This is a genomic window from Methylobacterium sp. D54C (assembly GCF_053345595.1).
Window position 1 is genome coordinate 25,754 of the sequence record NZ_JBKFAK010000005.1, and the last position, 12,338, is coordinate 38,091.

Annotated in this window: 12 protein-coding genes; 2 read left to right on the plus strand and 10 right to left on the minus strand. The window is 71.3% G+C overall.

The annotated features are described in order from the left end of the window. Positions 1-143 precede the first annotated feature (143 nt). From ACLBYB_RS13560 to ACLBYB_RS13590, 7 genes are all read right to left on the minus strand, one after another. On the minus strand, positions 144-1,373 hold the full coding sequence (locus ACLBYB_RS13560; protein ID WP_447699075.1) for an ABC transporter substrate-binding protein: 1,230 nt from the start codon (positions 1,371-1,373) through the stop codon (positions 144-146). 261 nt (positions 1,374-1,634) lie between these two features. Next, positions 1,635-2,522 carry a BKACE family enzyme gene (locus tag ACLBYB_RS13565; protein WP_100251988.1) on the minus strand — a complete coding sequence of 296 codons (888 nt, stop codon included), beginning with the start codon at positions 2,520-2,522 and terminating at the stop codon, positions 1,635-1,637. An 18-nt stretch (positions 2,523-2,540) separates the two neighbouring features. Continuing rightward, positions 2,541-3,299 carry an SDR family NAD(P)-dependent oxidoreductase gene (locus tag ACLBYB_RS13570; RefSeq protein ID WP_100251987.1) on the minus strand — a complete coding sequence of 253 codons (759 nt, stop codon included), beginning with the start codon at positions 3,297-3,299 and terminating at the stop codon, positions 2,541-2,543. Continuing rightward, positions 3,296-4,246 carry a 3-hydroxyacyl-CoA dehydrogenase family protein gene (locus tag ACLBYB_RS13575; protein WP_447699076.1) on the minus strand — a complete coding sequence of 317 codons (951 nt, stop codon included), beginning with the start codon at positions 4,244-4,246 and terminating at the stop codon, positions 3,296-3,298. Before ACLBYB_RS13575 ends, ACLBYB_RS13570 begins: the two co-directional genes overlap by 4 nt. 64 nt (positions 4,247-4,310) lie before the next feature. Then, positions 4,311-5,162, minus strand: coding sequence for an AAA family ATPase (locus ACLBYB_RS13580; protein WP_091925922.1), 852 nt, complete (start codon positions 5,160-5,162; stop codon positions 4,311-4,313). A 171-nt stretch (positions 5,163-5,333) separates the two neighbouring features. Beyond that, positions 5,334-5,975 (minus strand): hypothetical protein, encoded by a 642-nt coding sequence (locus tag ACLBYB_RS13585; RefSeq protein WP_020092351.1) that lies wholly within the window; start codon positions 5,973-5,975, stop codon positions 5,334-5,336. Then, a complete protein-coding gene (locus tag ACLBYB_RS13590) occupies positions 5,972-7,231 on the minus strand; it encodes a hypothetical protein (protein ID WP_020092350.1) in 1,260 nt (419 codons plus the stop codon). Before ACLBYB_RS13590 ends, ACLBYB_RS13585 begins: the two co-directional genes overlap by 4 nt. A gap of 310 nt (positions 7,232-7,541) precedes the next feature. On the opposite strand from ACLBYB_RS13590, the gene ACLBYB_RS13595 reads away from it, so the two are divergent. Further along, the gene (locus tag ACLBYB_RS13595; RefSeq protein WP_447699077.1) at positions 7,542-9,386 is read left to right on the plus strand and encodes a cation:proton antiporter domain-containing protein; all 1,845 of its coding nucleotides are present in this window, start codon (positions 7,542-7,544) and stop codon (positions 9,384-9,386) included. A gap of 62 nt (positions 9,387-9,448) precedes the next feature. Here ACLBYB_RS13595 and ACLBYB_RS13600 read toward each other — a convergent pair whose 3' ends face one another. Next, a complete protein-coding gene (locus ACLBYB_RS13600; protein WP_447699078.1) occupies positions 9,449-9,856 on the minus strand; it encodes a hypothetical protein in 408 nt (135 codons plus the stop codon). A gap of 335 nt (positions 9,857-10,191) precedes the next feature. Between ACLBYB_RS13600 and ACLBYB_RS13605 the strand changes: the two genes are divergently transcribed. After that, on the plus strand, positions 10,192-11,367 hold the full coding sequence (locus ACLBYB_RS13605; RefSeq protein ID WP_447699079.1) for a vWA domain-containing protein: 1,176 nt from the start codon (positions 10,192-10,194) through the stop codon (positions 11,365-11,367). A gap of 169 nt (positions 11,368-11,536) precedes the next feature. On the opposite strand, the gene ACLBYB_RS13610 is transcribed toward ACLBYB_RS13605, so the two are convergent. Together ACLBYB_RS13610 and ACLBYB_RS13615 are read right to left on the minus strand one after the other, a co-directional pair. Further along, positions 11,537-11,857, minus strand: coding sequence for a 2Fe-2S iron-sulfur cluster-binding protein (locus ACLBYB_RS13610; protein ID WP_020092346.1), 321 nt, complete (start codon positions 11,855-11,857; stop codon positions 11,537-11,539). 133 nt (positions 11,858-11,990) lie between these two features. Continuing rightward, positions 11,991-12,311: an Hpt domain-containing protein gene (locus ACLBYB_RS13615; RefSeq protein WP_091680223.1), complete on the minus strand. Its 321-nt coding sequence runs from the start codon at positions 12,309-12,311 to the stop codon at positions 11,991-11,993. Positions 12,312-12,338 lie beyond the last annotated feature (27 nt).

Consider the following 12,338-nt stretch of genomic DNA (forward strand, 5'->3'; position numbering starts at 1 on the left):
ACGCTTCGGTTGGGGGCTCCCTCACCGTCACCACGAGCGCAGCGACGTGACCCAGGGCAGCGCGACGACGGTCGGCGTCGCGCCGTCTGGTTCGCTTCGCTCCGCTCGCAAGGACGGCGGTGCGGAAAGGAGCGACCCGAGGCCTACTTCGCCGTCATGCCGGCCACCATCGGGCAGCCGCCCTCGCTCATCGGGCGGAAGGCCTGCTCGGCCGGGATCGTCTCCAGCACCTTGTAGAGATCCCATTCGCCCTTCGACTCGGAGGGCGCCTTGGCCTCGAACAGGTACATCGGGTGGATCTTGCGCCCGTCCGGCCGGATCGTGCCCTTGCCGAACAGCGGGTCGTCGGTCGGCATCTCCTTCATCTTGGCGACCACGGCGGCGCCGTCCTTGGCCGAGCGCAGGGCCGCCACCGCCTTCAGGTAGTGCAGCGTGCTGGCGTAGACGCCCGCCTGGTAAGAGGTCGGCTTCTTGCCGGGCATGCGCTTCTCGAACCGCTCCGCGAAGGCCCGGGTGCCGTCGTTGAGGTCCCAGTAGAACGAGGCGGTGAAGGCGAGGCCCTGCGCCACGTCCAGGCCCAGCGAGTGGATGTCGGTGATGGCGATCAGCAGGGCGGCGAGCGTCTGGCCGCCCTGGCGGATGCCGAACTCGTGCGCCTGCTTGATGGCGTTGGCGGCGTCGAGCCCGGCATCGGCGAGCCCGATCACCTGCGCGCCCGAGGCCTGGGCCTGGAGCAGGAACGAGGAGAAGTCCGGGTTCGGGAACGGCGTGCGCACGCCGCCGACGACGGTGCCGCCGTTCTTCTCCACCACCGCCTTGGTGTCGCGCTCCAGGGCGAGGCCGAAGGCGTAGTCGGCGGTGATGAAGTACCAGGACTTGCCGCCGCGCTTGAGGATGGCCTTGCCGGTGCCGTTGGCCAGCGCCGCGGTGTCGTAGGTCCAGTGCACGGTGTTGGGCGTGCAGGCCGGGCCGGTGAGGTCGGCGGTGCCGCCGCCCGAGTTGATGAAGGCCTTGTTCTTCTCCTTGGTGATCTGCGCGATGGCGAGCGCCACCGAGGAGGTCGGCACGTCGAACACCGCGTCGACGCCGTCGCGGTCGTACCATTGCCGGGTGATGGAGGCGCCGACATCGGGCTTGTTCTGGTGGTCGGCGGCGACGACCTCGACCTTCAGGCCGTGCGCCTCCGGCTTGAAATCCTCGACCGCCATGCGGGCGGCGACCACCGAGCCCTCGCCGGTGGAGTCGAAGTAGACGCCGGAGCGGTCGTTCAGCACGCCGATCTTCACCGGCACGAGGTCGGCCGCGAGCGCCGCGCCGGCGCCGAACGCGCACAAGCTCCCGAGCAGCGCCGCGGCGCGGTGGCGGAGCGTCATGTCTCTCTCCCTGTCGTGTCCACCCGGCGGCGTTGATCGCCGCTCGGAATGTTTCCGAAGGCAGAGTATCCGTGGCGGTCCGCGGCTGGAACGGGTGCGCGTGAGGATGCCGGCGATCCGTCAGGGGCAGCCTTCGAGGTGCTGCCCCCGTCTTTGCGAGCGGAGCGAAGCAATCCAGCAGCACCACGCTCGCCGAGGTCGCGCTGCCCTGGGTCGCTTCGCTGCGCGCGCGATGACGGGTGAGCGGCGGCGATCGGCCTCTCAACCGCCCCGCGGCGTCAGTCCAAAAATCGCCCGCGCCTGATCGGGCGTGGCCGGCTCGCGGTCGATGTGGGCCAGCAGGCTCACCGCCTTCTCCACCAGGGCGGCGTTGCTCGGCGCGAGCGTGCCCCGGGACAGGTACAGGTTGTCCTCCAGCCCGACGCGGACGTTGCCGCCCATGCCGGCGGCGACCGCGAGGATCGGGAACTCCTCCCGGCCGATGCCGAAGGCCGACCAGACCGCGTCCTCCGGCAGTCGGGCGCGCATCGCCACGAGGGCCTCCGGCGTCGCGGGCGCCCCCCAGGGGATGCCGAGGCAGATCTGGAACAGCGGCGGGCGCGCCAGATGCCCCTCGGCGATCAGGTGCCGGGCCAGCTCGATCTGGCCGAGATCGAACACCTCGATCTCGGGCTTCACGCCCGCGTCGCGGATGTGGCCCGCCATCGCCCGCAGGTGGCCGGGGGTGTTGAGGAACAGGTGCTCGCCGAAATTCATCGTGGCGATGTCGAGGGTGCAGATCTCCGGCCGCAGCGCCCCGACATGCCGGGTGCGGGCCTCCGGTCCCACGAAGGTCGTGCCCGGGCCGGCGACCGACGGGTCGGGGTCGCCCGGCACGAACCGGCCTCCCGCCCCCGTGGTCAGGTTGAGGATCACGGCGTCGTTCTTCTCGCGGATCCGCTCTACCACCTCGCGGTAATGGGCGAGCTCCATGCTCGGCGCGGCCGTCTCGGGGTCGCGGACGTGGATGTGGACCACGGCCGCCCCGGCGGCGGCGGCCTCGAGGGCTGACTGCGCGATGGCCTCCGGGCTCACCGGCACGGCCGGGTTCTTCCGCGGCGTGTCGAAGGAGCCCGTGAGGGCGCAGGTGATGACGGTCGTGCTCGCCATGTGTGTGCTCCCCGAGCGTCAGATCGCTCCGCCGTCGACCGTGATGGTCTCGCCCGTGATGTAGGCCGCGCCCGCGCCCAGGAAGAAGATCGTCTCGGCGATGTCCTCCGGGCGGGCCATGCGGCCGAGCATCGTGCGCCCCACGGTCGAGGCCTTGCGCTCCTCCGACCAGGGCTCGGTCCAGGGCGTGGCGACGAGGCCGGGCGCCACCGCGTTGACGCGCACGTCCGGCGCCAGCGCCCGGGCGAGGCTCCGGGTCAGGTTGATCAGTCCGGCCTTGCTCGCCGAGTAGGCGACCGACGAGCCGCGCCGCCCGAGGCCGGCCACCGACGCGGTGTTGACGATGGCGCCGCGGCTCGCCTTGAGGGTCGCGGCCGCGGCCTTCGCGCAGCGGAACGGCCCGAGCAGGTTGGTCGCCAGGATCGTGGCCCAGAAATCCTCGGTCATCGCGTCGAGGTCCTCGAAGGCGATGGGCGTGGTCGTGCCCGACGTGCCGGCATTGTTGACGAGCACGTCGAGGCCACCGAGCCGGTCGATACCGGCCGAAACCATCGCCTCGGCCTCGCCCGCCCGCGACACGTCGCCGGGCAGCGCGATCACCGAGAATCCGGCTCCGGCGAGCCGGGCGGCCTCTTCGGGGCCGCGGGGATCGTCCGGCAGGTGGTTCAGCGCCACGGTGGCGCCGTTGCGGGCGAAGATCGCGACGGTCGCGAGCCCGATCCCCGACGAGGCTCCGGTGACGAGGACGCGCCGTCCGGACAGGTCCGCTCCGATCATGATCCCTCCATCCGGCCGATCCCGGCCATCGCCGCCTTGAGCGCCAGGAGCTTGCGGTCGCGCTCGCGGAACAGCTCTTCCGGCGGCCGCCCGCCCCAGTCGAAATAGCCCTTGCCGGCCATCACCCCGGTCCGGCCGGCGGCGCAGAGGGCGTCGAGGGTCTCGGAGCGGGTGCGGGGCGGCGGCGGCGCGTAGCTGCCGTTGGCGAGCGCCCGCTGCGTCAGCTCCAGGCCGGTGAAGTCCGCCTTGGCGAGGTGGCCGAGGATCGGGATGCGCAGGGCGAGCCCGTGGACGATCGCGTCGTCGATGTCCCGCGGCGCGGCGACGTCCTCGTCGAGGAGCCGGAACACCTCGGCGCTGATCGCCTGCTGGATGCGGTTGGCAATGTAGCCGGGGATGAACCGCTTCAGCACGATCGGGACCTGGCCCAGGCCGCGCACGAGGTCGGCCATGGCGGCGACGACCGCCGGGTCCGTGCCGGGCCCCGGCACCACGTCGACGAGGTCGACGATGTAGGGCGGCGTGTACCAGTGCAGGATCAGCGCCCGCGCCTGCCGGGCTTCCGGGATCAGCGGGAAGACGTCGAGGTAGCTGGTGTTGCTGGCGAGGATCGCGTCGGCCGGGCAGAGCCGGTCCAGCTCGGAGAAGAGCGCGCGCTTGGCCTCCGGGTTCTCGGTGATCGCCTCGATCACGAGGCCGGCGCCCGAGATCGCCGCGTCGAGCGCCGCCTCGACCCGGACGGCCCGGGCCAGCCGCGCGGCATCCCAGCCCTCCAGGGCGGCGCCGGCCTCCCGCAGGGTCGCGAGGGCGGATTCCATCAGGCCGGGGATCCGCGCCCGGGTCTCGGGCCGCGTGTCGGTGATCCGCACGCCGTGGCCGGCGAGCGCCAGCACCAGGGCGATGCCGTGCCCCATCACGCCGCCGCCGACGATCGCGATCTCGCCCATGCCGCACGCTCCTGTCCCTGCCCCGGGCTCCTCTCGCGGGAATCCTCGGGTCGTCCGTCCGGCCTCAGCCGCCGCGCTGGTCCCGGCGCATCATGAAGGCCAGCTTCTCGAACAGGCTGACATCCTGCTCGTTCTTCAGCAGCGCCCCGTGCAGCGGCGGGATCAGCTTGCGGCCGTCCTGCTCGCGCAGGGTCTCGGGGGCGATGTCCTCGGAGACGAGGAGCTTCAGCCAGTCGAGCAGCTCCGAGGTCGAGGGCTTCTTCTTGAGGCCCGGGACCTCGCGCATCGCCAGGAAGGTCCGCAGGGCCTCCTCGACGAGGCGGTGCTTGATGCCCGGATAGTGGACGTCGACGATGCGCTGCAGCGTCTCGGCGTCGGGGAACTTGATGTAGTGGAAGAAGCAGCGGCGCAGGAACGCGTCCGGCAGCTCCTTCTCGTTGTTCGACGTGATGATCACGATCGGCCGGCGCACGGCCTTCACGGTCTCGCCGGTCTCGTAGACGTGGAACTCCATCCGGTCGAGTTCGGTCAGCAGGTCGTTGGGGAACTCGATATCGGCCTTGTCGATCTCGTCGATGAGCAGGACCGGGCGCTCGGGCGCGGTGAACGCCTCCCAGAGCTTGCCGCGCCGGATGTAGTTGGAGATGTCCGAGACCCGAGGGTCGCCGAGCTGGGAGTCGCGCAGGCGCGAGACCGCGTCGTACTCGTAGAGCCCCTGCTGCGCCTTGGTGGTCGACTTGATGTTCCAGACGATCAGCGGCGCGCCCAAGCCCTTGGCGATCTCCTCGGCCAGCACGGTCTTGCCGGTCCCGGGCTCGCCCTTCACGAGGAGCGGCCGCTCCAGGACCACGGCGGCGTTGACCGCCGCGGTGAGGTCGGGGGTCGCGACGTAGGTCTCGGTTCCGGAAAAGCGCATCGCGGTCTCGGAGAGAGGGGCTCGGGCCAAGGGGTAGCGCGCCGCGCCGCCGGGCCGCAAGCGCCGAGCCCTCCCGGCCGTCCCAGTCGGTGCCGGCCGATGCGCCCGCCGAACGGTCCACGCCGTCATCACTTCGCTTCGCTCGCAAGGACGGTGGCGCCGCGAGCGATCTCAACCCTTCTCGTGCCAGACGCAGTTCCGGGCGAGGATCTCGAGGTTGACGTCCGACTTCTGCGGCTGCGGCAGGGTCTTGCCGTCCATGGCGAGGTCGATCTTGATCTCGACCTGGCCCTTCGCCTCGTTGGAGCGGCGGGAGAAGTAGCAGTACTGCTGGTAGGGCTGCTCGGCGCTGTCCTTGAAGTTCCAGCCGGTCACGATCTGCCCGTCGAGGTAGGGCACCTGCTTGAACACCGTGAAGGTCGTGTTCACCGCGGCCTTGGAGGCCGGGGCGGCGTCGTTGCCGAGCTGCGCCTTGGTGGGCGTCGGCGTCGCCGGCGCCTTGGGCAGGCCCTCGAGCTTCAGGGTGTTGTCGGTGAGCGTGACCTCGCCCTTGGTCTTCAGGGTCACGTCCGAGAGCGCCGCCTGCATGGCGGCGGCGATCTTCTCGGCGGCGGTGTCGAACTGGTTCAGGGTCGCCCAGCCGTAGGCCGCCGCGCCGACGCCGATGCCCGCGAGGCACGCGAAGGCGCCGAAGCCCAGCGCCCGGAACAGGAAGGCCCGGGCCGCGACGTAGCTCGAATCCGCCCGCAGGCGGGAATTCACCTGCTGGGCGAGGGCGATGTTCTCGGGGGTCCCGCTCGCGACGTAGTTCATGCGCCGGCTCCAGCGGCAGGGAGGGTCGGGCCCGGATGGGTCTGGTTCGGCAGCGCCTGCTGGCCCTGGGCCGGCCGGTTCATCGGGATCACCGCGCCCGACGCGTTGGCGGCGCGCGGCAGGATCGGCTCGGGGTGCGAGCGCAGGGCGTCGGCGATCGCGTCGAGCATGTAGGGGGCCGCCTCCGGGTTCACGGCGGCGCCGAGATCGTCCTCGTCCATGAAGGTCCGGCGGGTCGAGACCGCGCAGAGCGCCAGGATCGTCGACGCGAAGGCGGCGCAGACCGCGGGCAGGAACACGAAGATCCGCAGGAAGGCGTGGACCTGGCTCTCGGTCACGTCGATCGGGTCGACGCCGTAGACCATGGCGGTGAAGGAGTGGAGCTGCGAGCGGTTGACCGCGTTCCGGTAGCCCTGCTCGGCGTCGGCCACGCGCCGGTCGGCGGCGCCCGGATCGAGGGCGGCGCGCGCCTTGCGGGCCTCCTCCAGGTCCTTGATCATCCCGGCGCGGTCGGCGGACGCCTTGGCGACGCCCTGCGACAGGGCGGCGACGCGGGGATCGGCCACGCATTTCAGGTTCTGGTACTTCCGGCCCTTGCTGTTGGTGCCGAAGACCCGCTCGCAGCGCTGGGCCGGGAGGCCGGCGAGTTGCTGGGCGTTGTCGGCGGAGCGCTTCTCGATCTGGTCGAGCTCGGCCGTGTACTGCGCCACGCGCTCGTCGGCCGCCTTGATCCGGTCGCCGATCGTGGCGCGGTCGGCCTGGGCGTCCTTCAGGGCGGTCTTGGTCCGGGCCGCCTCCATCAGGCGGGGATGGAACATCATCTCGCCGAGCTGCGACACCGACTTGGTGGTCACGCCCGCCGCGAAGATGATGCCCAGCACGGCGAGGCCGCGCACGAAGTAGGAGCGCTGGGTCCGGGCCAGGATGCCGAGCGGCACGCGGCACAGCTCGACCGCGGCGTAGACCAGCGGCGCCAGCAGCATGAAGTAGAAGGCGTGCCAGTCGCCGTCGCTGTAGACGCCCGCGAACAGCCACGCGCCCCAGAGCGAGGCGCCGATCACCATGAACTCGACGAGGTACGCGATCGCCACGTAGCCCCACTTGATGCGGTAGCCCTTCTCGACGTGGCGCTGGTGCCGCCAGCGGTCCGACTCGAGCTTCCACTCGCGCTTCTCGCGCTCGAGGTCGCGGCTGGGGGGCGCTGCCGGACCGGCAAATATCGATTTGATGGAGATCATCGGCCTCGTCGCATCCATCCGGTCCAGTTCCGGGCCGAGCCCGGCCGAGCTTAACCCCCGGTTAACTCAGGCGTGTATGCGCGCATTGTGCCGATTTTGGGCCGCGTTGCACGCCTTCACCGCATGCCTCCTTTGGATGCCGTCCGCATCCCGCGTGCCGGTGACCGAAATGTCTCACCCGCGCCTGTATCCGGCTTGTGTCGGAACGCACATCCGCGGGGTCGATCGCGGCCGGAACCCGGTTGCCCCGGGGGCGCCGCCGACCCATGATCGCGCGGCCGTGAGCGGCGCTCCCCACCCCCGAGAGACGAGGTTCGATCCGCCGCCGATGCCAGAGGTCCACGCCGGCTCCTACAAGGAAGCGATCCTGTTTCTCGTCACAGCGGGCATCGTGGTGCCGCTGTTCCACCGCCTGCGGATCTCGCCGGTGCTCGGCTTCATCGGCGCCGGGGCCCTGCTGGGGCCCTTCGGACTCGGCCGGCTGGCCGACACCTATCCCTCCGTTCACCTCTTCACCATCGGCAACCGGGCCGAGATCTCGCACCTCGCCGAGTTCGGCGTGATCTTCCTGATGTTCATGATCGGGATCGAGCTGTCGTGGGAGCGCCTGCGGGTGCTGCGTCGGCTGGTCTTCGGCCTCGGCTCCCTGCAGGTGGGCTGCTCCGCGCTGATCCTCGGGGCGATCCTCTACGGGCTCAACGTGCCGATCACCGGCGCGGTGATCGTCGGCATCGGCCTCGCGCTGTCGTCGACCGCGGTGGTCCTGCCGGTCCTCGCCGAGCAGAAGCGGCTGAACGCGCCGACCGGGCGCACGAGCTTCGCGGTGCTGCTGTTCCAGGACCTGGCGGTGGCCCCGGCCCTGTTCGCGATCGCGGTGCTCGGCCGCGACGACGGCGGCGACAAGGGCTGGGCCCTCGCCCTGGCGCTGGGCCAGGCGGCGATCGCACTGGCCCTGATCGTGGTGGCGGGCCGCCTCGCCCTGCGCCCGCTGTTCCAGCTCGTGGCGCGCACGCGTTCCACCGAGCTGTTCATGGCCGCCTGCCTGCTGGTCATCGTCGGCACGGCGCTGACCGCGGCGGCGAGCGGCCTGTCGATGACGCTCGGCGCCTTCGTGGCCGGCCTGCTGCTCGCCGAGACCGAGTACCGCCGGGCCATCGAGGCGACGATCGACCCGTTCAAGGGCCTGCTGCTCGGCGTGTTCTTCGTCTCGGTGGGCATGAACCTCGACCCGGCGCAGCTGATGGCGACGCCGGGGGCGATCATCGGCCTGTCGCTGGCGCTCGTCCTGATCAAGGCCGCCGTGGTGATGATGGCGGCCCCCGTGCTGAAGATCCCCCGGCCGGTGGCGCTGGAGACGGCGCTCCTCCTCGGCCCGGGCGGCGAGTTCGCTTACGTGCTGATCGGCGGTGCCATGGCCACCGGCCTGGTGCCGGAAGAGGTCGGCGCGGCGGCCCTCGTGGTGACCACGGTCACGATGATCATGATCCCGGCGCTCGCCGCCGTCGGCCGCCGGCTCAAGCTGCGGGCGACCGCCAGCGCCCAGGCCACCGCCAAGGCGGAGCCGGTGCCGGAGCGCGTGGGGAACCGGGTGATCGTCGCGGGGTTCGGCCGCGTCGGCCGGCAGGTCGGCGAGATGCTGGAGCGGCACAAGATCCCGTACATCGCCCTCGATTCCGACGCCGCGCGGGTGGCCGAGCAGCGCCGCGCCGGGGCGCCGGTCTATTTCGGCGACAGCGGCAACACCGAGATGCTGCGCCGCTGCGACATCGCCACGGCCCGGGCGCTGGTCGTCACCCTCGACAATCCCCGCGCCGTCGAGGCGGCGGTGGCGGCGGCCCGCGCCGAGCGGCCGGACCTGACCATCGTGGCCCGGGCCCGCGACGCCCGCCACGCCTCCTCGCTCTACGAGCTCGGCGTCGACGACGCGGTGCCGGAGACGATCGAGGCCTCGCTGCAGCTGTCGGAGGCCGTTCTGGTCGATGTCGGCGTGCCGATGGGGCTGGTGATCGCGTCGATCCACGAGCGGCGGGACGAGTACCGCGCCCTGCTGAAGAAGCGCGAGGGCGAGTCGAAGCCGATCTTCCGGGCCCGCCGGACCGTCGGGAAGGCACTCGGCAAGGTCCCGGTCAAGCGGGAGCCCGAGCGCCAGGAGGCGGCCGGCCAGGAGGCCTGAGGGGGCGGCCTGAGGGGACGGCCTGAGGCGGGAGATCCGAGCGGAGGTCCCGGGGGCCCCGCTCAGATCAGGACCGGGTGCGCGTCCTCGTGCTTGGCCCGCCGCGCCGCGCGGCTGCGCGGCGCCGGCTCGAACCCGTCGGCGAAGCTGCACTGGTAGACCAGCTCGTCCGCCGGCCCGAGGCCGGTGACCAGGGGCACCGTCACGGTGTCGCCGGAGAAGCGCCAGCCGCGGGCGCCCTTGTCCCAGTAGAGCCAGACCGTCCCGGGATAGCCCCGCAGGGTGAAGACCGCGGCCTTGCGCGACAGGGCCTGCACCGCCCGCGGGGCGTACATGCCCTTGTCGCGGTAGGCGTCTCGTGTCGCCTCCGGCTGGCGGTCCATGAAGGTGTTGCGCACCAGCTGAATCGTCGCCCCCGGCTTCCCGAGAAACCGCTTGAATTCCGTCAGATTCCGCAGGATGACCGCCATCGCAGGTCTCCTCGCTAGCTCCGTGTCGGCCGCGCTGCCGCGTCCGCACACACTCGATGTCCCGAGTTGAGCGATTCCCATGACCGATTGAGTGACTGGGCGAGGCTTGTCCGGTCACATATCAACAGATTCGACGACTTATGCCCAGGTTATGAGTCCCATCGGGTCGGAGAGACTCGTTTGGGCGCCGGAATCGGCGCTGCCGACGGGGCTGAATCTTGTCGACCATCGGCGAAGACTCGGAAGTCCTTCGGAAAAGTCCTGCCACGCTCGGCGGCGCGCCGACCGATTCGCGCGGGCTTGACCCGGACGCCCGGCTGGCGCGTTCTCCCGGCATGCTGCTGCAGTTCTTCACGGCCCTCCGGGACGCCAAGGTCCCCGTCTCCCTGAAGGAGTACCTGACCCTGATCGGCGCCCTGGACCGGGGCCTCGCGGAGCACGACGTCGAGGCGTTCTACTTCCTGTCGCGCACCGCGCTGGTGAAGGACGAGGCGCATCTCGACCGGTTCGACCGGGTGTTCGGCACGGTGTTCAAGGGGCTGGAGACCCTGGGCGAGGCGGTCGAGCCCGCCGCGATCCCGGAGGAATGGCTCCGGAAGCTCGCCGAGAAGTACCTGACCGAGGCCGAGAAGGCGGAGCTGAAGGCGCTCGGCTGGGACAAGCTGTTCGAGACCCTGAAGCAGCGCCTCGCCGAGCAGAAGGGGCGCCACCAGGGCGGCTCGAAATGGATCGGGACCGGCGGCACCTCGCCCTTCGGCGCCTACGGCTACAATCCCGAGGGCATCCGCATCGGCCAGGACGGCAACCGCAACTTCCGGGCGGTGAAGGTCTGGGACAAGCGCGAGTTCAAGGACCTCGACGACGACCGGGAGATCGGCGCGCGCAACATGCGCCTGGCGCTGCGGCGCCTGCGCCGCTTCGCCCGGACCGGCGCGGCGGAGGAGCTCGACCTCGACGGCACGATCCGCGCGAGCGCGCGCCAGGGCTACATCGACGTGAAGCTGCGGCCGGAGCGGCGCAACGCCGTGAAGGTGCTGCTGTTCCTGGACGTCGGCGGCTCGATGGACTGGCACATCGAGCAGGCGGAGGCGCTGTTCTCGGCGGCGCGCTCGGAGTTCAAGCACCTCGCGCACTACTACTTCCACAACTGCCCCTACGAGGCGGTCTGGACCGAGAACCGACGGCGCCACGAGGCGAAGACGCCGCTCCTCGACGTGATCCGCACCTACGGCAGCGACTACCGGCTCGTCTTCGTGGGCGACGCCTCGATGAGCCCCTACGAGATCGCGACGCCCGGCGGCTCCGTGGAGCACTGGAACGAGGAGGCGGGTGCCACCTGGATGCAGCGGCTCCTCGACCATTTCCCGAAGGCGGCGTGGCTGAACCCGGTGCCCGAGACGCACTGGGGTTACACGCAGTCGATCGGCATGATGCAGCGGCTGGTCGCCGGCCGGATGTTCCCCCTCACCCTGGACGGGCTCGACGCGGCGGCGCGGGCGCTGGTGCGATGACAGGTGCGTTTACGGCCTCACAGCGCGACGCGACCGGAGGCGATGCCGTCCTCGCGAGCGCAGCGAAGCGATCCGGCAGCGCCGCATACGCGGACGTCGCGCCACCCTGGGTCGCTTCGCTGCGCTCGCGAGGACGGGCGGGGATCGCGCGACCGAGACGGCTTCCGTCTCAGCCCTGCTGGGACGGCGTCGTCACCACGAGGCCGTCCATCGCCGGCGTGATCTTGATCTGGCAGGAGAGGCGGGAATTCTCGCGGACGTCGCTGGCGAAATCCAGCATGTCCTGCTCCATGTCCTGCGCCTTGCCGACCGTGTCGATCCAGGCGTCGGCCACGTAGACGTGGCAGGTGGCGCAGGCGCAGGCGCCCCCGCACTCCGCGTCGATGCCCGGGACGTTGTTGCGCATAGCCGTCTCCATCACGGTCGCGCCGACGCTGCCTTCGACGGTCCGCTCCGTCCCGGCGTGGTCGACGTAGGTGATCTTGGGCATGCTGGGGGCTCCGGGCTCGCGTCGAGCGCAATCTGTCCGACGGGCGGCGTGCCTGCTTGGCGGCTGGAAACGCGGAATGCAAGCGCGGCATTAGACACCGGTCCCGGATCGATCGCCGCATTGGGCGACACCGTCAGGCGCGCGCCTCCGCGATCTCCGCCAGCGCCCGCGCGACCGCGGCCGCGAGGTCGTCGACCGGCACCGCCCCGGCGCCGGCGCGCAGGCGCGTCTCCGCGGCGTCCGCGAGCGCCCGCACGTGGATCGCCCCGACGCCCGCGGCCGAGCCCTTCAGGGTGTGGGCGAGGTCGGCGCGCTGCGCCCGCGGCAGGGCCGGGTCGGCGAGGCGCGGCAGGATCGACCGGCACTGGCCGGCGAACAGCTCCAGGACCTCACGGGCGAGGTCGGCGTCGCCGCCGGTCTGGGCCTCGAGTTCCGCGGGGTCGATGGCCTGCATGTTCGGGCTCCCGGCATCCGGATTCGT

Bases quoted from the DNA above. Each gene is read 5' to 3' on its own strand.
- ACLBYB_RS13560 (WP_447699075.1), bottom strand. From the start codon at position 1,373: ATGACGCTCCGCCACCGCGCCGCGGCGCTGCTCGGGAGCTTGTGCGCG.
- ACLBYB_RS13605 (WP_447699079.1), top strand. From the start codon at position 10,192: ATGCTGCTGCAGTTCTTCACGGCCCTCCGGGACGCCAAGGTCCCCGTC.
- ACLBYB_RS13590 (WP_020092350.1), bottom strand. From the start codon at position 7,231: ATGGATGCGACGAGGCCGATGATCTCCATCAAATCGATATTTGCCGGT.
- ACLBYB_RS13615 (WP_091680223.1), bottom strand. From the start codon at position 12,311: ATGCAGGCCATCGACCCCGCGGAACTCGAGGCCCAGACCGGCGGCGAC.
- ACLBYB_RS13575 (WP_447699076.1), bottom strand. From the start codon at position 4,246: ATGGGCGAGATCGCGATCGTCGGCGGCGGCGTGATGGGGCACGGCATC.
- ACLBYB_RS13585 (WP_020092351.1), bottom strand. From the start codon at position 5,975: ATGAACTACGTCGCGAGCGGGACCCCCGAGAACATCGCCCTCGCCCAG.
- ACLBYB_RS13595 (WP_447699077.1), top strand. From the start codon at position 7,542: ATGCCAGAGGTCCACGCCGGCTCCTACAAGGAAGCGATCCTGTTTCTC.
- ACLBYB_RS13570 (WP_100251987.1), bottom strand. From the start codon at position 3,299: ATGATCGGAGCGGACCTGTCCGGACGGCGCGTCCTCGTCACCGGAGCC.
- ACLBYB_RS13580 (WP_091925922.1), bottom strand. From the start codon at position 5,162: ATGCGCTTTTCCGGAACCGAGACCTACGTCGCGACCCCCGACCTCACC.
- ACLBYB_RS13610 (WP_020092346.1), bottom strand. From the start codon at position 11,857: ATGCCCAAGATCACCTACGTCGACCACGCCGGGACGGAGCGGACCGTC.
- ACLBYB_RS13565 (WP_100251988.1), bottom strand. From the start codon at position 2,522: ATGGCGAGCACGACCGTCATCACCTGCGCCCTCACGGGCTCCTTCGAC.
- ACLBYB_RS13600 (WP_447699078.1), bottom strand. From the start codon at position 9,856: ATGGCGGTCATCCTGCGGAATCTGACGGAATTCAAGCGGTTTCTCGGG.